17 protein-coding genes are annotated in these 18942 nt (G+C 64.9%); 12 read left to right on the forward strand and 5 right to left on the reverse strand.

Annotated features, from left to right (window positions below; genetic code table 11):
• Window positions 1-70 precede the first annotated feature (70 nt).
• The 4 genes from purH (at window position 71) to NRG23_RS15990 (ending at window position 6683) form a co-directional block, all read left to right on the forward strand.
• Entirely contained in the window at window positions 71-1678 is a 1608-nt protein-coding gene (purH, locus tag NRG23_RS15975) for a bifunctional phosphoribosylaminoimidazolecarboxamide formyltransferase/IMP cyclohydrolase (RefSeq protein ID WP_016703773.1), read from the forward strand.
• A gap of 170 nt (window positions 1679-1848) precedes the next feature.
• Window positions 1849-3144 (forward strand): phosphoribosylamine--glycine ligase, encoded by a 1296-nt coding sequence (gene purD, locus NRG23_RS15980; protein ID WP_009046769.1) that lies wholly within the window; start codon window positions 1849-1851, stop codon window positions 3142-3144.
• 99 nt (window positions 3145-3243) lie between these two features.
• Window positions 3244-6027: a hybrid sensor histidine kinase/response regulator gene (locus NRG23_RS15985; protein WP_257375054.1), complete on the forward strand. Its 2784-nt coding sequence runs from the start codon at window positions 3244-3246 to the stop codon at window positions 6025-6027.
• A 62-nt stretch (window positions 6028-6089) separates the two neighbouring features.
• A complete protein-coding gene (locus NRG23_RS15990) occupies window positions 6090-6683 on the forward strand; it encodes a MarC family protein (RefSeq protein ID WP_009046767.1) in 594 nt (197 codons plus the stop codon).
• Between the two features lie 88 nt (window positions 6684-6771).
• Here NRG23_RS15990 and NRG23_RS15995 read toward each other — a convergent pair whose 3' ends face one another.
• Window positions 6772-7032 (reverse strand): hypothetical protein, encoded by a 261-nt coding sequence (locus tag NRG23_RS15995; protein ID WP_028681593.1) that lies wholly within the window; start codon window positions 7030-7032, stop codon window positions 6772-6774.
• A gap of 873 nt (window positions 7033-7905) precedes the next feature.
• Between NRG23_RS15995 and NRG23_RS16000 the strand changes: the two genes are divergently transcribed.
• Window positions 7906-9207, forward strand: coding sequence for an IS4 family transposase (locus NRG23_RS16000; protein WP_080577987.1), 1302 nt, complete (start codon window positions 7906-7908; stop codon window positions 9205-9207).
• Between the two features lie 175 nt (window positions 9208-9382).
• Here NRG23_RS16000 and cobJ read toward each other — a convergent pair whose 3' ends face one another.
• Genes cobJ through cobG form a run of 4 tightly spaced genes read right to left on the reverse strand, consistent with a single transcriptional unit; the run spans window position 9383 to window position 13737 of the window.
• Window positions 9383-11080 carry a precorrin-3B C(17)-methyltransferase gene (gene cobJ / locus NRG23_RS16005; RefSeq protein WP_257375055.1) on the reverse strand — a complete coding sequence of 566 codons (1698 nt, stop codon included), beginning with the start codon at window positions 11078-11080 and terminating at the stop codon, window positions 9383-9385.
• A complete protein-coding gene (locus tag NRG23_RS16010; protein WP_124355543.1) occupies window positions 11080-11811 on the reverse strand; it encodes a precorrin-2 C(20)-methyltransferase in 732 nt (243 codons plus the stop codon). Before NRG23_RS16010 ends, cobJ begins: the two co-directional genes overlap by 1 nt.
• Window positions 11811-12437 carry a precorrin-8X methylmutase gene (locus tag NRG23_RS16015; RefSeq protein ID WP_257375056.1) on the reverse strand — a complete coding sequence of 209 codons (627 nt, stop codon included), beginning with the start codon at window positions 12435-12437 and terminating at the stop codon, window positions 11811-11813. Before NRG23_RS16015 ends, NRG23_RS16010 begins: the two co-directional genes overlap by 1 nt.
• Complete coding sequence (cobG, locus tag NRG23_RS16020; RefSeq protein WP_306674805.1) at window positions 12430-13737, reverse strand: precorrin-3B synthase; 1308 nt, start codon at window positions 13735-13737, stop codon at window positions 12430-12432. The genes NRG23_RS16015 and cobG overlap by 8 nt, the downstream gene beginning before the upstream one ends.
• A gap of 138 nt (window positions 13738-13875) precedes the next feature.
• Between cobG and cbiE the strand changes: the two genes are divergently transcribed.
• The 7 genes from cbiE to NRG23_RS16055 all read left to right on the forward strand — a co-directional run bounded on the left by cbiE (window position 13876) and on the right by NRG23_RS16055 (window position 18923).
• On the forward strand, window positions 13876-15081 hold the full coding sequence (cbiE, locus tag NRG23_RS16025) for a precorrin-6y C5,15-methyltransferase (decarboxylating) subunit CbiE (RefSeq protein ID WP_257375058.1): 1206 nt from the start codon (window positions 13876-13878) through the stop codon (window positions 15079-15081).
• A gap of 108 nt (window positions 15082-15189) precedes the next feature.
• Window positions 15190-16287, forward strand: a complete 1098-nt coding sequence (locus tag NRG23_RS16030) for a cobalt-precorrin-5B (C(1))-methyltransferase (protein WP_257375059.1) — start codon at window positions 15190-15192, stop codon at window positions 16285-16287.
• Window positions 16284-16997 carry a cobalt-precorrin-6A reductase gene (locus tag NRG23_RS16035; protein ID WP_038630498.1) on the forward strand — a complete coding sequence of 238 codons (714 nt, stop codon included), beginning with the start codon at window positions 16284-16286 and terminating at the stop codon, window positions 16995-16997. The genes NRG23_RS16030 and NRG23_RS16035 overlap by 4 nt, the downstream gene beginning before the upstream one ends.
• Before the next feature lie 216 nt (window positions 16998-17213).
• On the forward strand, window positions 17214-17549 hold the full coding sequence (locus NRG23_RS16040; protein WP_009046759.1) for a type II toxin-antitoxin system RelE/ParE family toxin: 336 nt from the start codon (window positions 17214-17216) through the stop codon (window positions 17547-17549).
• Window positions 17550-17554: 5 nt separating this feature from the next.
• Window positions 17555-17878, forward strand: coding sequence for a DNA-binding protein (locus NRG23_RS16045; RefSeq protein WP_009046758.1), 324 nt, complete (start codon window positions 17555-17557; stop codon window positions 17876-17878).
• 103 nt (window positions 17879-17981) lie between these two features.
• A complete protein-coding gene (locus NRG23_RS16050; RefSeq protein WP_038630497.1) occupies window positions 17982-18380 on the forward strand; it encodes a DUF2946 domain-containing protein in 399 nt (132 codons plus the stop codon).
• 48 nt (window positions 18381-18428) lie between these two features.
• Window positions 18429-18923 (forward strand): copper chaperone PCu(A)C, encoded by a 495-nt coding sequence (locus NRG23_RS16055; protein ID WP_016703762.1) that lies wholly within the window; start codon window positions 18429-18431, stop codon window positions 18921-18923.
• Window positions 18924-18942: the final 19 nt, after the last annotated feature.

An 18942-nucleotide genomic window follows, 5' to 3' on the forward strand; every position in this document is an offset into this window, starting at 1 on the left:
AACCAGAAAGGCGCCCGCGTAAAACCGGTCGCCTTTTTTGCTGACTCCTTTGCTTTTGATGGAAATTGAGATGACCGACCAGACTACCCGCCTGCCGATCCGCCGCGCCTTGATCAGTGTTTCCGACAAGACCGGGATCCTCGAATTCGCCAAGGAGCTGGAAGCCCTGGGCGTGGAGATCCTCTCCACCGGCGGGACCTTCAAACTGCTGCAGGACAACGGCGTGGCCGCAGTAGAAGTCGCGGATTACACCGGTTTCGCGGAAATGATGGACGGCCGGGTGAAGACCCTGCACCCGAAAATCCACGGCGGTATCCTCGGTCGTCGCGGTATCGACGACGCCATCATGAACGAGCACGGCATCAAGCCGATCGACCTGGTAGCGGTCAACCTCTACCCGTTCGAAGCCACCATCTCCAAGCCGGGCTGCGACCTGCCGACCGCCATCGAGAACATCGACATCGGCGGCCCGACCATGGTCCGCTCGGCGGCCAAGAACCACAAAGACGTGGCCATCGTGGTGAATGCCAGCGATTACGCCAACGTCCTGGAAAGCCTGAAGGCCGGCGGCCTGACCTACGCCCAGCGTTTCGACCTGATGCTCAAGGCCTTCGAACACACCGCGGCCTATGACGGCATGATCGCCAACTACATGGGCACCGTGAACCAGGCGGCCGAGACCCTGACCACCGAAGGCCGCAGCGAATTCCCGCGCACCTTCAACAGCCAGTTCATCAAGGCCCAGGAAATGCGCTACGGCGAGAACCCGCACCAGAGTGCGGCGTTCTACGTGGAAGCCAAGCCTGCCGAAGTCGGCATCGCCACCGCTACCCAGCTGCAAGGCAAGGAGCTGTCGTACAACAACGTGGCCGACACCGACGCCGCGCTGGAATGCGTGAAGAGCTTCGTCAAGCCGGCCTGCGTCATCGTCAAGCACGCCAACCCGTGCGGCGTGGCCGTGAGCCCGGACGCTGAAGGCGGTATCCGCCAGGCGTACGAGCTGGCTTACGCCACCGACACCGAATCGGCCTTCGGCGGCATCATCGCCTTCAACCGCGAACTGGACGCCGAGACCGCCAAGGCCATCGTCGAGCGTCAGTTCGTCGAAGTGATCATCGCCCCTTCGGTCAGCGAGGAAGCCCGCGCCATCGTTGCCGCCAAGGCCAACGTGCGCCTGCTGGCCTGCGGCCAATGGTCGGCGGACCGTGTTCCGGCCTGGGACTACAAGCGCGTCAACGGTGGCCTGCTGGTGCAGAGCCGCGACATCGGCATGATCGGCGCCGACGACCTGAAAGTGGTGACCAAGCGCGCCCCGACCGAACAGGAAATCCACGACCTGATCTTCGCCTGGAAAGTGGCCAAGTTCGTCAAGTCCAACGCCATCGTCTACGCCAAGAACCGTCAGACCATCGGCGTCGGCGCCGGCCAGATGAGCCGCGTGAACTCCGCCCGTATCGCCGCGATCAAGGCTGAACACGCCGGCCTGCAAGTGCAGGGCGCGGTCATGGCATCCGATGCGTTCTTCCCGTTCCGCGACGGTATCGACAACGCGGCCAAGGTCGGCATCACCGCGGTGATCCAGCCAGGCGGCTCGATGCGCGACAACGAAGTGATCGCCGCCGCCGATGAAGCTGGCATTGCCATGGTCTTCACCGGTATGCGCCACTTCCGCCACTAAGAGCAGCCACAAGCTTCAAGCTGCAAGCGACAAGGCAGAGCCGACCGCAGTTGCTCTTGCCTTGCCCTTGCAGCCTTCCTAATTCAAAGCTGCACGCAGCACTTCAGAGCGATCCAGATTGCTCTTAACTTGCAGCTTGCGGCTTATAGCTTCCTCCGAAGGAGTCTGACTTGAACGTTTTGATCATTGGTAGCGGCGGTCGTGAACACGCCCTGGCCTGGAAAGTCGCTCAAGACCCACGGGTCGAGAAAGTCTTCGTTGCCCCGGGCAACGCCGGCACCGCCATCGAAGCCAAGTGCGAGAACGTGGCCATCGACGTATTGGCCCTCGAGCAACTGGCCGACTTCGCCGAGAAGAACGTTTCCCTGACCATCGTCGGTCCGGAAGTCCCGCTGGTCGCCGGCGTGGTCGATCTGTTCCGCTCCCGCGGCCTGGACTGCTTCGGTCCGACCGCTGGCGCGGCCCAGCTGGAAGGTTCGAAAGCCTTCACCAAGGACTTCCTGGCTCGCCACAAGATCCCGACCGCCGACTACCAGAACTTCACCGAGATCGAGCCAGCCCTGGCTTATCTGCGGGAAAAAGGCGCGCCGATCGTGATCAAGGCCGACGGCCTGGCCGCCGGTAAGGGCGTGATCGTCGCCATGACCCTGGCCGAAGCCGAAGACGCCGTGCGCGACATGCTGGCCGGCAATGCCTTCGGCGACGCTGGTTCGCGTGTAGTGATCGAAGAGTTCCTCGACGGCGAGGAAGCCAGCTTCATCGTCATGGTCGACGGCAAGAACGTGCTGCCCATGGCCACCAGCCAGGACCACAAACGTGTCGGCGACGGCGACAGCGGCCCGAACACCGGCGGCATGGGTGCTTACTCCCCTGCTCCGGTAGTCACCGCCGACGTGCACCAGCGCGTGATGGACCAGGTGATCTGGCCGACCGTGCGCGGCATGGCCGACGAAGGCAACGTCTACACCGGTTTCCTGTACGCCGGCCTGATGATCGACAAGGCCGGCAACCCGAAGGTCATCGAGTTCAACTGCCGCTTCGGCGACCCGGAAACCCAACCGGTGATGCTGCGCCTGCAGTCGAGCCTGGTGCTGCTGGTCGAGGCCGCCCTGGCCCAGGCGCTGGACAAGGTCGAAGCGCAATGGGATCCACGTCCGAGCCTGGGCATCGTCCTGGCCGCCGGCGGCTATCCTGGTGACTACGCCAAAGGCGCGCTGATCGAAGGCCTGGACGCAGCCGCCAAACTGGAAGGCAAAGTCTTCCACGCCGGTACCGCGCTCAAGGACGGTCAAGTGGTAACCTCCGGCGGCCGCGTGCTCTGCGCCACCGCCCTGGGCGACAGCGTAAGTGCCGCGCAGCAGCAGGCTTACCAACTGGCAGCTAAGATCGATTGGCAAGGCTGCTTCTACCGCAAAGACATCGGTTACCGGGCCATTGCCCGCGAGCGTGGCGAAAATCAGGAGTAATCCTGTCTTCCCGTCCGGCAGGCGCCCCAGGCCCTTGCCGGACGGCTCCAGCGCCGCGCATAGTTATAATCTGGCATCAACCTACGAAGGGATTTCGCCGTGCGCTGGCTCAGGACTGCCATAGGTTTCACCGTCACTCTGCTGACCCTGCTCTGCTTGATCCCGGCCCAGGCCGCACAAGGCAGTAACTGGGCCGTTTTGCTCGATGAACAGGCCGACCTGCAACTGAGCGATATCCGCTCCCCGCGCTACACCAATCAATTCAGCCCGATCGAACTGGAACGCATCACCGCCGCCGAACCCGGAGGCGCGTTATGGCTGCGTTTCAAACTGCAACCGGGCAAGCACGAACAACTGCTGCGGATCTTCGCGCCCGACCTGTCACGCCTGGACATGTATGTGCTGGACGGCGACAACCTGGTCGAGCAGCTGACCTCCGGCACCCAACAACCCCAGGCCGAACGGCCGTTGCCCAGCAGCGACTTCATGCTGCCGCTGCCACAGGAGCAGAAGACCCTCGATGTCTATCTGCGCCTGGTCTCCGACCATCAGCTGCGCCCTTACATCACCCTGCAACCGGCGGTCATGACCGCGGCCAATCAGGGCCAGAGCGTGCTCTACGGCCTGCTGTTCGGCTGCATGGGCATGCTGATGCTGCACAACCTGGTGCGCTACGCCTACACTCGTTCGCGCAGCAGCCTGTGGCTGGCATCCTGCGAAGCCCTGGTGATGCTCAGCCTGGCGCTGATGCTCAACCTGTTCGGCCCCTGGCTGCCGGACTGGCATGCGATACAGACCCCTGGTGCCTACCTCGCGCTGTTGCTGACCACCCCTTGCGGGCTGATGTTCGTCTATCGCTTTTTCGCCCCGCTGGGCCCGCATCCGCTGAACAAGCTGCTGCTGGTCGACATCCTGATGGTCGGCCTGTGCAGCCTGTTGCTGCTGTTCGTCGACTCGCAGCCGCTGAATCTCATCACCTACGGCCTGGTGGCCCTGGTCGGCCTGAGCATGCTGTTCATCGCCGGTTATCACTGGCACAAAGGCTACCGCCCGGCGCGCTACTTCGTGGCCGGCATGGGCATCTTCAACATCGGTGCGCTGATCGTGCTGCCGGCGCTGCTGGGGCTGACCATGGTCGCGCCCCAGGGGCTGATCGTCACCCTGCTGGTGACCATGTGCCTGAGCGGGTGGGCGATGAGCATCGCCCTGGGCGAGCGCCAGCGCAGCATCACCGAGGATGAGTTCAGCGTCAGCCGCGACCTCGCCGCCAGCAACGCCGAGGTCAATGCCAAGGCCGAGTTCCTGGCGAAGATCAGCCACGAGATCCGTACACCGATGAACGGCGTGCTGGGCATGACCGAACTGCTGCTGGGCACGCCGCTGTCGGTCAAGCAGCGCGACTACGTGCAGACCATCCACAGCGCCGGCAATGAGCTGCTGACCCTGATCAACGAGATCCTCGACATCTCCAAGCTCGAGTCCGGGCAGATCGAGCTGGACGATGTGCAATTCGACCTCAATGCACTGATCGAAGACTGCCTGAGTATTTTCCGCGCCAAGGCCGAGCAGCAGAACGTCGAGCTGATCAGCTTCATCCAGCCGCAGGTGCCGCGCGTGATCAGCGGCGACCCGACCCGCTTGCGCCAGGCCATGCTCAGCCTGCTGGAAAACGCCCTGAAGAAGACCGACGAAGGCGAGGTCCTGGTGGTGGTCGCGCTGGACGAGCGCACCAGCAAACCGCGCCTGCGCATCGCCGTGCAGGACAGCGGCCAGCCGATGGAAGCCGAAGAGCGCGATGCCCTGCTGCACTCGGAACTGCACAGCAAGAACTTCCTCGCCAGCACCCGCCTGGGCGGCAATCTCGGCCTGGTCATCGCCCGCCAGCTGATCCTGCTGATGCATGGCGAGTTCGGGATCAAGACCAGCGCCAACCAGGGCAGCACCCTGTGGCTGACCCTGCCGCTGGACCCGGAACGCCTGGAGCACCCGACCTCCGACCTGGATGGCCCGCTGCAAGGGGCGCGGGTGCTGGTGGTGGACGACAACGACACCTGCCGCAAGGTCCTGGTGCAGCAATGCAGCGCCTGGGGCCTGAACGTCAGCGCCGTGCCTTCGGGCAAGGAAGCCCTGGCCCTGCTGCGCACCAAGGCGCACCTGCGCGACTACTTCGACGTGGTGCTGCTCGACCAGAACATGCCCGGCATGACCGGCATGCAACTGGCGGCCAAGATCAAGGAAGACCCGAGCCTGAACCACGACATCCTGCTGATCATGCTCACCGGCATCAGCAACGCGCCGAGCAAGGTCATCGCGCGCAACGCCGGAGTCAAGCGCATCCTCGCCAAGCCGGTGGCCGGCTATACCCTCAAGACCACCCTGGCCGACGAGCTGACCCAGCGCAACAAGGGCCAGTTCGTGCCGCATCAGCCCCATGCGCTGAGCGGGGTTCCGGTGCCGGTCAAGGTACCGAGCGACTTCCGCATCCTGGTGGCCGAGGACAACAGCATTTCCACCAAGGTGATTCGCGGCATGCTCGGCAAGCTCAACCTGCAGCCCGATACCGCGAGCAACGGCGAGGAAGCCCTGCAAGCGATGAAGGCCCAGCGCTACGACCTGGTGCTGATGGACTGCGAAATGCCGATCCTCGACGGCTTCTCCGCCACCCAGCAGCTGCGGGCCTGGGAAGTCGGCAACCAGCGCGTGCGCACGCCGGTGGTGGCGCTGACCGCGCACATCCTCACCGAGCACAAGGAACGCGCGCGGCAGGCCGGCATGGACGGGCACATGGCCAAGCCGGTGGAACTGTCGCAACTGCGCGAACTGATCGAGCACTGGGTGGCGCAGCGCGACCTGCAGAACCGCACCACGGCGCAACCGTCCTGAGCCGACAGCACGACAAACGCCTGTTAAACTCCGCTCGCCCTCCCTCGCTGTGAGTTTGCGCCATGCTCCATGTGCTGTTCAGCGTGTACCTGAAGATGCTGGTGCTCTACAGCCCCTTCTTCGTCCTGTCCTGCTTCATCAGCCTGACTCGCGGCTACTCCAACAAGGAACGTCGGCGCCTGGCGTGGAACGTCGCCCTGGCGACCCTGGCCTCCAGCGTGCTGCTGTACCTGTTCGGACGGGTGATCTTCAGCGTGTTCGGCATCACCGTGGATGCCTTCCGCATCGGCGCGGGCAGCGTGCTGTTCATCTCGGCGCTGGGCATGGCCCAGGGCAAGTCGGCGATCCAGACCGACAACGTGCAGCAGGACGTGACCATCGTGCCGCTGACCATCCCCCTGACCGTCGGCCCCGGCACCATCGGCGCCCTGCTGGTGATGGGCGTCGGCCAGCCGCACTGGGACGACAAACTCACCGCGATTCTCAGCATCGCCCTGGCCAGCTTCACCGTCGGCGTGGTGCTCTACCTGTCCAACCGCATCGAACGGATCCTCGGCGAGCAAGGCTTGCAGATCGTCAGCCGACTGATGGGCCTGTTCGTCTGCGCCCTGGCGGCGCAGATCATCTTTACCGGGGTCAAGGGGTACCTGGGTTAGGGGCAGCGGCAAGCTTCAAGCTTTAAGCGGCAAGAACGAGCAGGCTCACTGGGGACAGTGAGCCTGTGCTGTTTCTGGGGTGGACTTTTTATGCCTGCAGTTGCCACTGCAAGGCATCCAGGGCGTCGCAGCCGTCTTGTAGCAACAGGTGGGCGGCGTTGACGAAATGAATCAGATCCTGATCGCCCACACCTTTGACACTCAGGCAATTGAGGCTGTGCATCAGATCCCGCGAGGCCTTGATGCGCTGCACCGCACCGCCATGCAGATCAATTGCAGGCGCGTTGCGGTCAAGATGGAAAATCGGGGTGGGGGTGAGATTGCTTTGTAGGGGGATGAAATCCGTCACGGGTATATCTCCATAGGTTGCTGAAGAACAACCACCCTGAGCGGCTAAACAAAAGGGTGGCAGCTGTACGAGGGTTAGCCGACCGGGTGCAGCCTATGAGAAACCCGGCACACCCGAAGGTGTCCCGCGCACAGCTGCCATAGAAGGTGCCATGCAGCAAAAAGCGCCAGCATGTTAATGGATGGCGCTTAAGCATTCATAGAGATGCTTTCCGACCGGCTAAGATCGGCCGCCGATGCGTCGGCGACCGGGCAACTATGGCTTCGCAAAAAATCAGCGGCAACCGTCAAAGTGTTGCCATTACCTTCCGCAGAACCAGACTTGCCGCACCGACCGGGGGCGACCCTACCTCCTGTAGCCGCTGCCGAGCCCTAGCGAGGCTGCGATAGGACCGAAGGTCCTCCTGCGGTTTCGAGATCCCTGCGCCCGCTGCGCGGTCGATCGCAGCCTCGCAAGCTCGGCAGCGGCTACAGAGTTTCGCGCCGACCGGTAGGTCGCGCCCGGCTTTGGCTTTGGCTTTTGATCTTGATCCACCCGCCCCATCGGGAGGCTGAGCGGAGGTGTTCATCAGGGGGATGGCGCGCAGCGCCCCTCGACGCAGTCGAGGACATCGTATGGAGGTCGAAGCGAAGCCGACCGGAGTCGATGCCCCCTGATGGACACCGGAGCGAGGGAACCTGAGCGCAGCGAAGGCCGTACGCAGGGGCAAGCGTTTTTTGGTTACTTTTTTTGGCGTTTGAAAAAAAGTGACTCGCCGTAAGGGCCATCCCTTTCAAGGTCTTGGGTAAAATCCGCTGAAATTCAGTCAGGAAGACCCGAACGATGTGGGCCGATGTACTAGCGCGATTCGAGAAAAAAGCACCTGCCAGCGTGATGGCCAAACTTGCCTTGGAGCAAGCCATTGCGCCGGAGTGGGTCGATCAGGTTTTCGAAGAACACCGGCAACGGCAGTACTCCCGCGAATTGCTGTTCTCAACCATCGTTAAGCTCATGTCCCTTGTTTCATTGGGCTTGAAGCCGTCATTACATGCCGCGGCCAAGCAGCTGGAGGATCTTCCGGTTAGCCTGGCGGCCCTTTACGACAAGGTCAGCCGTACCGAACCGGCTCTGTTGCGCGCCTTGGTCACAGGTTGCGCGCAGCGCCTGACTCCGACGATCAAGGAGTTGGGGGGCTCAGCCATGCTGCCCGATTGGCAGGTTCGGGTGGTAGACGGCAGCCACCTGGCGTCCACCGAAAAGCGCCTTGGAGCACTACGGCACGAGCGCGGAGCGGCTCGTCCCGGATTCTCGGTCGTGGTCTACGATCCCGACCTGGATCAGGTCATTGACCTGCAACCCTGCGAAGACGCCTACGCAAGCGAGCGAGTCTGCGTGTTGCCGCTACTGGCCGATGCCAAGACGAACCAGGTTTGGATCGCTGATCGGCTCTACTGCACGCTTCCTGTAATGGAGGCCTGTGAACAAGTGAAAACGTCATTTGTCATTCGCCAGCAGGCCAAGCACCCGCGCCTGATTCAAGAGGGCGAGTGGCAAGCATCTTTGCCTGTTGCAACAGGTACGGTGCGTGAACAAAGCATTGAGGTAAGAGGGGGGCATCAGTGGCGACGCATCGAGTTGACGCTCCATTCACCAAACGACTCAGGTGACCGCAGTTTGATGTTCTGGAGCAACCTGCCCGAGAGCATCAGCGCACCGCAGATCGCGGACTTCTATCGCCGTCGTTGGAGTATTGAAGGGATGTTCCAGCGACTGGAAGCCATTCTGGAAAGTGAAATTGAATCTCTCGGCAGTCCACGAGCTGCCTTGCTTGGATTCACCACTGCCGTGCTGGCGTACAACGTACTGGCCTTGCTCAAGCGCAGCGTCGAACACGCTCATCGAGAGACTCAGCCTGAGGGCTGGGAGGCTTCGATCTATCACTTGGCGATCCAGGTCAGAGCTGGATATGAGGGCATGCAGATCGCTCTGCCCGTCGAATATCTACCGATCGTCTCAATGGAAAAACTGGCCCAGCGCTTGTTGGAATTAGCCAAGAACATTCAACCCAAGCAAGTCGCCAAAAGCCAACGAGGCCCCAAGGTACCCAAGCCCAGGACATGGGTTCAAGGGACGGCGGTACATGCCCACGTTTCAACAGACAGGGTCATCAAGGCTGCCAAAACGAAAAGACCTTGAAAGGGATGGCCGTAAGGGCGAAACCGCCAGCCGCCGTTACCGCAGGAACGGATATGTACACCGTCCAAAAAATGCAGCGCCAGCACGGACGCCATCGCGGGCAAGCCTCGCTCCTACAAAAACATGCCCTCGCCATAACGGCGGAACCATACAGCCGCCCGGGAGCAAGGCAGGCCTATGGCTTCTGGCCGTACCACCTCGGCGTATAGACCCACTCCCCACCTCCAGCCCTGGGGAATACGCAGGTGGTGGAAGACCCCACCAACACCATGGTGCGCATATCCACCTGCTCCGGAGTCAGGGCACCCAGGGTGGTAACCCGCAGGGTCTGCCCCGGACGGCCGATATCCCGCCCCAGCACCACCGGCGTATCCGCGGTGCGGTGCTGACGCACGATCTCCAGCGCGCGCCCCAGCTGCCAAGGACGCGAGCGCGAGATCGGGTTGTAGAAGGCCAGCGCCAGGTCGGCCTGGGACGCCAGGTCCAGGCGCTTCTCGATGATTGCCCAGGGCTTGAGATTGTCCGACAGCGACAGCACGCAGAAGTCGTGGCCCAGCGGCGCGCCAGCCTGTGCGGCGGTGGCCAGGGAAGCGGAAACTCCGGGAAGGATTTCCAGCTCGACCTGATGCCAGCTCGGCTCACTGGATTCATGCAGCGCTTCCAGCACCGCCGCGGCCATGGCGAAGACACCCGGGTCGCCGGAGGACACCACCACCACCGAGCGGCCTTGGGCGGCGAGCTCGAAGGCGTGGCGCGCACGCTGCATTTCTTCACGGTTGTCGGTGCAGTGCATGACCTGGTCGGCACGGAACGGGCCGGCCATGCGCACATAGGTTTCGTAGCCGAGGATATCGTTGGCCCGCGCCAGTTCGGCTTTCACCGCCGGCACCATCAATTCGGCGGCGCCAGGGCCCAGGCCGATCACCGCCAGGCGACCACGGGGGCGGCCGATCTGCTGCGGGTCCAGCGGCTGGCTGGCCACGGCAATGGCGATGTCTTCCCCCACGCTCAGCGGCGGCAGCAGTTGCGGCACGGCCTGTTGCGCCAGCTCGGCGACGCTGCTGGCGGCCGGGGCGAAACGCAGGGGCACACCCAGCTCGGCGGCGGCTTTGCGCAAGACAGGACTGGCCATGTCGCAGTCGGCGGCCAGCAGGCAGGCGACGGATTGCACGGCGATCTTCTTCTGATGCAAGGCATCGCGCAGCGCATCGGCGCCAGTGATCTTGCCGTTGCAGGCAATCAGCACGCTGCGCGGATAGATCAGCAGTTCGTTGGCGGCCGGCTCGCGCTCGGCCGAGCCGACGCGGATGGTCAGCCGGGCTTGCTGGTCCTGCGGCAACCGGGCCTCGGCCAGCCAGGGCGCGGCGCCTTCGATGCGCACGCTTTCCCCGCCCAGCAGGTCGGAGACGAAACGCTTGCCCAGCTCCAGATCGCCCAGGGCATAGCCGCTGGGTGGGTTGAGCAGGCAGGTGCCGAAGCGCAGCTCACCGCTGGTGGTGATGGCCGCCGCCACGCCCAGGCCAGCAGCGATTTCCCGGGCCATGACGTTCACCCCGCCCAGGCCACCGAGCAACGGCACCACGGCGCTGCCGTCCTCGGCCACGGCCAGCACCGGCGGCTCCGCGCCCTTCTCCAGCAGCAGCGGCGCCAGGGTCCGGATGACGATGCCCGCGGCGCACAGGGCGATGATCGGCGTGTCCTGTTGGTACAGCTGGCGCAGGGTCGCGCCGAACTCCTGGTACGGGCGGTCGGCGCCCTCGACCCGTTCGGCCAGGCCGTGGATCAAGGCGTCCGGGTACAGCTGCTGAAGTTTGCGCGCAGTCGCCAGGCTGCCTTGGCCAAGGATGACGATGGCCGGCGCGGAACGGGCCATCAACCTTGCCACCTTTCACCGGGCACGATGATCAGAGAGAAATACGGCGAAGACATCGGCTGCACTTCATCCAGCGGTACGATCTTCTGGTTGGCCATGGTTGCGCGCTCAACGTACAGCGCGCGCTCGGCCAGGCCCAGTTCTTCGAGCACCTGGCGCACCTTGGGGAAGTTGCGCCCCAGCTTCATCACCACCGCCGCGTCGGCATCGGCCAGGCGGCGCTTGAGTTCGTCATGGGGCAGCACGCCGGAGAGCACCGACAGGCTCTGGTTGCGATACACCAGCGGCGCGCCCAGCACCGATGCGCCACCGAGCATCGAGCACACCCCCGGCACCACTTCGGCCTGGTAACGCTCGGCCAGGCGGTCGTGCAGGTACATGTAGGAGCCATAGAAGAACGGGTCGCCTTCGCAGATCACCGCCACGTCGCGGCCGGCGTCCAGGTGTTCGGCCAGCTGCTCGCTGGCGGTGTCGTAGAAGTCGCTGATCACTTGCTCGTAGGACAGCGGCGCCGGCAGCACTTCGGTGGTCACCGGGTAGACCAGTGGCAACAGGGTCTGTGCGTCCTGCAGGTGCGCTTCGATGATGCCGAAGGCATTGCCCTTTTTACCCTTGGCGACGAAGTACGCCACCACCGGCGATTCGCGCAGCAGGCGCAGGGCCTTGATGGTAATCAGTTCCGGATCACCGGGGCCGACGCCCAGGCCGATCAAACGTCCAGGTTGCTGCATCATTCGATCTCCGTGGCCAGGGCGTTGACGGCGGCGGCGGCCATGGCGCTGCCGCCCAGGCGACCTTGCATGATCACAAAAGGCACGCCGCGGCTGTCGGCGGCGAGCATCGCCTTGGACTCGGCCGCACCGACGAAGCCTACCGGGAAGCCAAGGATCAGCGCCGGTTTCGGCGCGCCGACGTCGAGCATTTCCAACAGGTAGAACAACGCGGTCGGGGCGTTGCCGATCACCACCACGCTGCCTTCCAGGTACGGCCGCCACAGTTCCAGGGCCACCGCCGAGCGGGTGTTGCCCAGCTCGCGGGCCAGCTCCGGCACGCGCTCGTCGCGCAGGGTGCAGATCACCTGATTGTTCGCCGGCAGACGGGCACGGGTAATGCCTTCGGCCACCATCCGCGCATCGCAGAGGATCGGCGCCCCGGCGGCCAGCGCGACGCGCCCGGCCTGGCCCGCGCCTTCGGAGAATTGCAGACCGTCGATGGCATCGACCATGCCGCAGGCATGGATCACCCGCACCGCGAGTTTTTCCAGGTCCGCGGGAATGCGATCGAGCCTGGCCTCCTCGCGAATGATCGCGAAGGAGTTGCGATAGATCTCCTGACCGTCGCGGATGTAATCAATCATCAAGGGTGCTCCGTGGGCGGGCATCGAGCAATGCGCCGGCCGCTTCAAGGGAAAGGTTGCGGGCGTGCAGCGTGCCGAAACCCGGCTGCGCGGCATCGCGAAAATAGAGGTCGTAACGATCGGGGGCGACGGCCAGCAAAGTAGCCGGTGCCACATGGGCGGCGGCGCAGGAACGCGAGCAGCCGGACAGGTGTACGTCCAGGCCGTGGTGCTGGAGCAAGGCGGCCAGCTTCACCGCGTCGCCCTTGGTATCGGCCAGGGCCTTGCCGCAGCCGCTGGAACCGGTGCAGGCAATCAGGTGGGCCAGGGGCTGCTCTGGCGAGCAGAGAAAACCCAGCTGTTGCAGGCGGCGCGTGACTTCAGGCGCGTCTTCGGCCCGCAGGTTCGGCAGCAACAGGCTTTGCCAGGGGGTGAACCTCAGGCTGCCGTCGCCCCATTGCTCGGCCAGTTGCGCTGCGCCGCGCAGCATCGGCGGGTCCAGCCGCCCCAGGGGCGTGACCGCGCCGACATAGACCTGGCCCGGTTGCCGCTGTGGATAAGTACCGATATGCAGCGGCTCGGATGGGGCCACGCGCTGCCAATCGCCCACCCGGATCACCGGCCCCGGCAAGCGCGCGGATACCTGCGCCAGCAGTTCAGCCGCCGAGCGTTCCGCCAACAGCTGGCGCATGCGGGTCTGTTCGGGGCGGGCCAGGTCGAGAAACAGCTCCAGCACCGCCACCACCAGGGCCAGCCCATCCTCCAGCGCCACGCTGGCCAGGGGCAGGTCCCCAGGGCAGCCGGCCAGGCCGAAGGCCAGCCAGGGGTCGCCCGCGCCTTCGAACGCCGAGAGCCACAGGTCATGGGGATGCTCCAGCATGGCCAGGGCTTCGCCACCGTCGAGCTGCACGGCAAACTTGGGCGACAACTCATGAAAACGCGGATGGCTCTGCAAGGTGGCGAGAATCTGCGCGGCCAGGGGCCGGGTGTCGATGAGCAGCGTCCGGTCGATCCCGGCCGTGGGGCTGAGCATCAGGTTGCGCACATCATCGCCGGCCGCGGTGGTCGGCCCCAGGCCGGCGGCCAACAGATCGGCGATCAGAGCCTGATGCTCGGCGCCAATGCCGCGGATTTGCAGGTTGGCGCGGTTGGTCGCCTCGATCACCCCGCCGGCATAACGCTCGGCCGCATCGGCCACCGCGCGGGCCTGGGCCGCGCTGATCGCCCCGCCGGCCAGCTTGATCCGGCAGATACCGCCGTCCAGCGCCGGGACGATACGCAGCAACCCCGGACAGGCCGAGGGGCGTAAGGCGGTGGACATCGGGCGTTCGTTCAAGGGGGTGACCGGCTGTGTGGGAAAGGCGCTTCGCGGGCGAAGGCGCGGTATTATGCCTGCTTTGTCCGAAGGCATGAAAAGCCTGCCTGTCGGAAGAACAGGTTTTACCCTCGAGGAATAGCGATGTCGCCCTGGCTGACAGTAGTGGGAATCGGTGAAGACGGCTTCAAGGGCCTGGGCAAGAACGCCCGGCGCGCCCTGCTGGGCGCTTCGCGGATCGTCGGCGGCCAGCGGCAACTGGACCTGCTGCCGGTGTGCATCCGTGGCGAGCGGCAGTTGTGGCCGAGCCCTTTCTCACTGGAGCCGGTGCTGGCCAAGCGCGGCGAGCCGGTGTGCGTGCTGGCCAGCGGCGACCCGATGCTGTTCGGCGTCGGCGCCAGCCTGGCGCGCCAGATGGCTCAGGAGGAAATGCACGTCCTGCCCGCGCCCTCCTCTTATTCCCTGGCGGCCGCGCGCCTGGGCTGGCCGCTGCAAGAGGTGGTGACGCTCTCGGTGGTCGCCCGCCCCGTGGCGGCCCTCAGCGCCCAGCTGTTCAGCGGTGTGCGCCTGCTGGTCCTGAGCAATGACGGCCTCAGCCCCTCGGCCATCGCCGCGCTGTTACGCGAACGCGGCTTCGGCCCGAGCCGGCTCAGCGTGCTCGAGCATCTGGGCGGCGAGGCCGAACGGCGGACCGACGGCACCGCCAACGACTGGAGCGACCCGGCCATCGCCGACCTCAATCTGGTGGCCATCGAATGCCTGGCCGAGCCCGATACGCCGCGGCTGTCGCGCCTGGCCGGCTTGCCGGACGCGGCCTTCCAGCACGACGGCCAGCTGACCAAGCGCGATGTGCGCGCCATCACCCTGGCTCGCCTGGCCCCTGTCCCGGGCGAACTGCTGTGGGATGTCGGCGCCGGCAGCGGCTCGATCGGCATCGAATGGATGCGCGCGCACCCCAGTTGCCGGGCCCTGGCCATCGAAGCCGACCCAGGCCGCCAGCAACTGATCGAACACAACCGCGACGCCCTCGGCGTGCCCGGCCTGCAACTGATTCGCGGCAGCGCGCCGCAGGCGCTGGATGGCCTGGAAGCCCCGGACGCGATCTTCATCGGCGGCGGCGTGACCCGCCCCGGCGTGCTCGACACCTGCTGGGCCCGGCTCAAGCCCGGTGGCCGGCTGGTGGCCAACGCCGTGACCCTGCAAAGCGAAACGACCCTGATGGCCTGGCGCGAACGGCATGGCGGCGAGCTGACCCGCATCCATGTCGCCCAGGCCCTGCCCCTGGGGGACTTCGACACCTGGCGCCAGGCGCTGCCCATTACCTTGCTCGACCTCGTCAAACCGCTATGAACGCCCTGCCCTCCCCTGTAGGAGCGAGCTTGCTCGCGATCCAGACCACGCGGTCCGTCTGGCGGACGCTATCGCGAGCAAGCTCGCTCCTACACAAGGCCGCGCAACATGCGTGAAGAAACGGCGGAACAACCCGCCCCGCTGCGCAGCGGCCTGACCACCGGCAGCTGCGCCACCGCCACCAGCCTGGCGGCGGCGCGCCTGTTGCTCGAAGGCACCAGTAGCGATGCCGTGGAAATCGTCCTGCCCAAGGGCAAGCAGGTGCAGATGCGCCTGGAGTTCTGCCGCCTTACCGACAACGGCGCCGAAGCCGGCACGATCAAGGATGCCGGTGACGACCCCGACGTGACCCACGGCGCCCTGCTCTACTCCCAGGTGCGCCTGAGCCCGGACAGCGGCATTTGTTTCATCGCCGGCCAAGGCGTGGGCACCGTGACCCGCCCCGGCCTGGTGCTGGGTGTGGGCGAGCCGGCGATCAATCCGGTGCCACGCCGGATGATCAGCGAGCACCTGGCGACGCTGGCCCGAGAACGCGGCTACCAGGGCGGTTTCGAGGTCACGGTCAACGTCGAGGATGGCGAAGCCCTGGCGCTGAAAACCATGAACCCGCGCCTGGGCATTCTCGGCGGCCTGTCGATCCTCGGCACCAGCGGCATCGTGCGGCCGTTCTCCTGCGCGGCCTATATCGCCTCGATCCACCAGGGCATCGACGTCGCCAAGACCAACGGCTACCTGCACATCGCCGCCTGTACCGGCAACGCCAGCGAAGACACCATGCGCCGCGTCTACGACCTGCCGGAAATCGCCCTGATCGAAATGGGCGACTTTGTCGGCGCCGTGCTCAAGCACCTGCGCAAAGTGCCGGTGGACAAGCTCAGCCTGTGCGGCGGTTTCGGCAAGATCAGCAAGCTCGCGGCCGGGCACATGGACCTGCACAGCCGCCATTCCAGCATCGACCTGCCGCAACTGGCCGAATGGGCCGCGGCGGTCGGCGCCGACCAGGCGCTGCAAGACGCCATCCGTGGCGCCAACACCAGCCAGCAGGCGCTTGCCATGGCCAGCGCCGCCGGCATCGCCCTGGGCGACGCGGTGTGCCAGCACGCCCTTAACTTTGCGCGCAGCGTGGTGCCGCCACAGGTCCAGGTCGAAGTCTTCGCCATCGATCGCCAGGGCGGCATCGTCGGCCATGCCGGAGCTTTTCGATGAAACGCATATTGCTGCTGGGTGGCGTGACCGAAGCCCTGGCCATTGCCCGGACCCTGGGGCCGGAGCACATCTATAGCCTGGCGGGTATCGGGCGCGTGCCCGCTGACCTGGACTGCCAGGTGCGGGTCGGCGGCTACGGCGGCGCCGAGGGCCTGGCCCGGTTCATCCGCGAGCAAGGCATCGAGCTGCTGCTGGACGCCACTCACCCCTATGCCGCACAGATCAGCCAGAACGCCGCCACGGCCGCGCAGCTGTGTGGCATCCCCTGCTGGGCCCTGCGCCGACCGGCCTGGCAAGCACAGGCCGGTGACGACTGGCGCGAAGTCCGCGACTGGGCCGAGCTGGTCCAGGCACTCCAACCCTTCAAGCGCCCGCTGTTCACCCTGGGCCGCGAGCCCTTGCAGCACCTGCATGAGATCCCCGCCGAGCAGTTCTGGACCCTGCGCGCCCTCGACCCGTACCCCGGTAATGAGCGGTGCGAAGTGATAGGCGCACGCGGCCCCTTCCTGATCGACAGCGAACGCGAACTGTTCGAACGCCGTCGTATCGACGTGCTGATCAGCAAGAACAGCGGCAGCAGCGCCACCGACCCCAAGCTGGAAGTGGCGCGCGAGCGTGGGCTGCCGGTGCTGATCCTGCAGCGGCCGCCGTTGCCAGCGGTCGATCGGGAATTCCATGACCTGGGCGAGTTGCTCCAGGCCCTGCGCTGACCTTCTGGCCGCGCCAAAGCGTGGCCGATACATCGAGTTACCAAGCCATCCGACGTTCCCCGCTGAACGGCAAGGCGCAGCCCCGGCCGCCGCGCCACGGGGCCTTCGCGTATTGAAGACAGAGGAAACACTTGCGGCGTTGGCCACGAACAGGCTTTGCGTCACGATCAAAGGCCTATCCATATAGTAACTTATTTGTTACCTTTAAGGCCGGCGATGATCACAGTCGAGGAATACCAGCAAGAGAACCAGCGCAGCCCCTTCGGTCGCTGGTTCGAAACGCTGGATACCCAGGCAGCCGTCAAGGTTTCCACCGCGCTGCTACGCCTGGAAATGGGCAACACGTCCAACATCAAGTGGTTCGACGGGCTTGGCGAATACCGCATCGATTGGGGCCCGGGCTACAGGATCTACCTGATCCAGGAAGGCCGGCACCTGGTGATCCTGTTTGGCGGTGGCGACAAGTCCAGCCAGCAGGCAGACATCAGGCAGGCAAAAAAACTGATCGCCGAATTCCATCACCGCAAGAAGGCCGAACTGAAAACGAGGTGACACCCATGGCACTGACTCGAAGCTTCAAGCACAGCATTGCCGAACGCGCCGAGCGCGACCCGGCGTTTTCCCAGGCGCTGCTGGACGAGGCTGCTACGCTGTTTCTCAACGGCGAACCGGAGATGTCGCGGATCATTCTGCGCGACCTGATCAACGCCACCGTCGGCTTCGAAGCCCTGGCCCGGGAGACCGCCAAGCCAAGCAAGAGCCTGCATCGCATGCTGTCCGCCAGCGGCAACCCGAGCATGGACAACCTGGCCGCGATCTTTGCCGCCATCCGCGCCAAGCTCGGCGTTGCCATCGAGGTCCGCGCGGTACCGGCTCACTGAGCAACGGTGGCGCTGCGACACCACACCGCACGGCGCCTTTTTACTTATCCACAGCGATCAGGCTAAATACCCCCCTGTTCGCTCAACCTGACGGATCGTCACCATGTCCCGACAACGGCTCGCATTTGCCTGGATCGCCTGCTTCGCAGTGCTGTTCAACATGCTTGCCATGCCGCTTTCGGGAGCCATGCAGCAGACCGATCGAGCGCCCGCCGAGCAACTGTTGTGGGGCAGTTTCTGTTCCTCCAGCGGCACCAAGCTGGTGGCGATCTCCCTGGGCAAGCTGGAGCAGCAAGCCCCGCAGAACGACGATCACTCCACCATGCAGCACTGCTGGTGCTGTTCCGGCTCGGCGCCCCTGGTCGCCCTGCCAGGCCATGCGCCGCAGTTGTATTTCGCCCGTTTCGAGTCCAACCGCAGCGTCGCTTCACCCGCGCTGGTCATGCCCACGCCGCGCCAGCAATGGCCGAGCCTCAATCCCCGCGCCTCTCCTCTGGTCTGACTCCACCTCGCAATTGATCTGCGTGTCGAATCGTTCTGGAGAACTGCCATGTTGAAATCCGTACAGGCCTTGCAAGCTCTGCTGCTGGCCGCCCTGCTGTTGCCCGCTGGTTTTGTCGCCGCCCATGAATACAAGGCCGGCGAGTTGCAGATTGCCCACCCCTGGTCGCAGGAGCTGCCGCCCAATGCTCCGACGGTGGCGGCCTATTTCGTCATACACAACACCGGCAAGAATGCCGACCGCCTGCTTGGCGTCGACTCGCCGATCGCGGGCAAGGCCGAGCTGCATGAACACGTGCAGCAGGGCGACCTGATGAAGATGCAGCAGGTGCCCAACGTGGCGATTGCCCCGGGCGATACCGTCACCTTCGCGCCCATGGCCTATCACGTGATGCTGCTGGAGCTCAAAGACCGCAGCCTGCTCGGCGACGGCAAGCGCTTCCCGCTGACCCTGCACTTCGAGAAATCCGGCGACGTCACGGTCGAGGTGGCGGTGCAGAAGCAGGCGCCCGCGGGCACCCAGGAACACATGCACGCCCAATAAGCGCCGGCCGTCATTACCG

It is taken from the genome of Pseudomonas sp. T8 (genome assembly GCF_024610635.1).
Lineage (GTDB): Bacteria > Pseudomonadota > Gammaproteobacteria > Pseudomonadales > Pseudomonadaceae > Aquipseudomonas > Aquipseudomonas chlororaphis_I.

What these genes read in the sequence shown, in the direction of transcription:
- purH (WP_016703773.1), top strand. Translation starts at nt 71, where the DNA reads ATGACCGACCAGACTACCCGCCTGCCGATCCGCCGCGCCTTGATCAGT.
- NRG23_RS15990 (WP_009046767.1), top strand. Translation starts at nt 6,090, where the DNA reads ATGCTCCATGTGCTGTTCAGCGTGTACCTGAAGATGCTGGTGCTCTAC.
- NRG23_RS16000 (WP_080577987.1), top strand. Translation starts at nt 7,906, where the DNA reads ATGGCCAAACTTGCCTTGGAGCAAGCCATTGCGCCGGAGTGGGTCGAT.
- cobJ (WP_257375055.1), bottom strand. Translation starts at nt 11,080, where the DNA reads ATGGCCCGTTCCGCGCCGGCCATCGTCATCCTTGGCCAAGGCAGCCTG.
- NRG23_RS16010 (WP_124355543.1), bottom strand. Translation starts at nt 11,811, where the DNA reads ATGCAGCAACCTGGACGTTTGATCGGCCTGGGCGTCGGCCCCGGTGAT.
- NRG23_RS16015 (WP_257375056.1), bottom strand. Translation starts at nt 12,437, where the DNA reads ATGATTGATTACATCCGCGACGGTCAGGAGATCTATCGCAACTCCTTC.
- cobG (WP_306674805.1), bottom strand. Translation starts at nt 13,737, where the DNA reads ATGTCCACCGCCTTACGCCCCTCGGCCTGTCCGGGGTTGCTGCGTATC.
- cbiE (WP_257375058.1), top strand. Translation starts at nt 13,876, where the DNA reads ATGTCGCCCTGGCTGACAGTAGTGGGAATCGGTGAAGACGGCTTCAAG.
- NRG23_RS16030 (WP_257375059.1), top strand. Translation starts at nt 15,190, where the DNA reads ATGCGTGAAGAAACGGCGGAACAACCCGCCCCGCTGCGCAGCGGCCTG.
- NRG23_RS16035 (WP_038630498.1), top strand. Translation starts at nt 16,284, where the DNA reads ATGAAACGCATATTGCTGCTGGGTGGCGTGACCGAAGCCCTGGCCATT.
- NRG23_RS16040 (WP_009046759.1), top strand. Translation starts at nt 17,214, where the DNA reads ATGATCACAGTCGAGGAATACCAGCAAGAGAACCAGCGCAGCCCCTTC.
- NRG23_RS16045 (WP_009046758.1), top strand. Translation starts at nt 17,555, where the DNA reads ATGGCACTGACTCGAAGCTTCAAGCACAGCATTGCCGAACGCGCCGAG.
- NRG23_RS16050 (WP_038630497.1), top strand. Translation starts at nt 17,982, where the DNA reads ATGTCCCGACAACGGCTCGCATTTGCCTGGATCGCCTGCTTCGCAGTG.
- NRG23_RS16055 (WP_016703762.1), top strand. Translation starts at nt 18,429, where the DNA reads ATGTTGAAATCCGTACAGGCCTTGCAAGCTCTGCTGCTGGCCGCCCTG.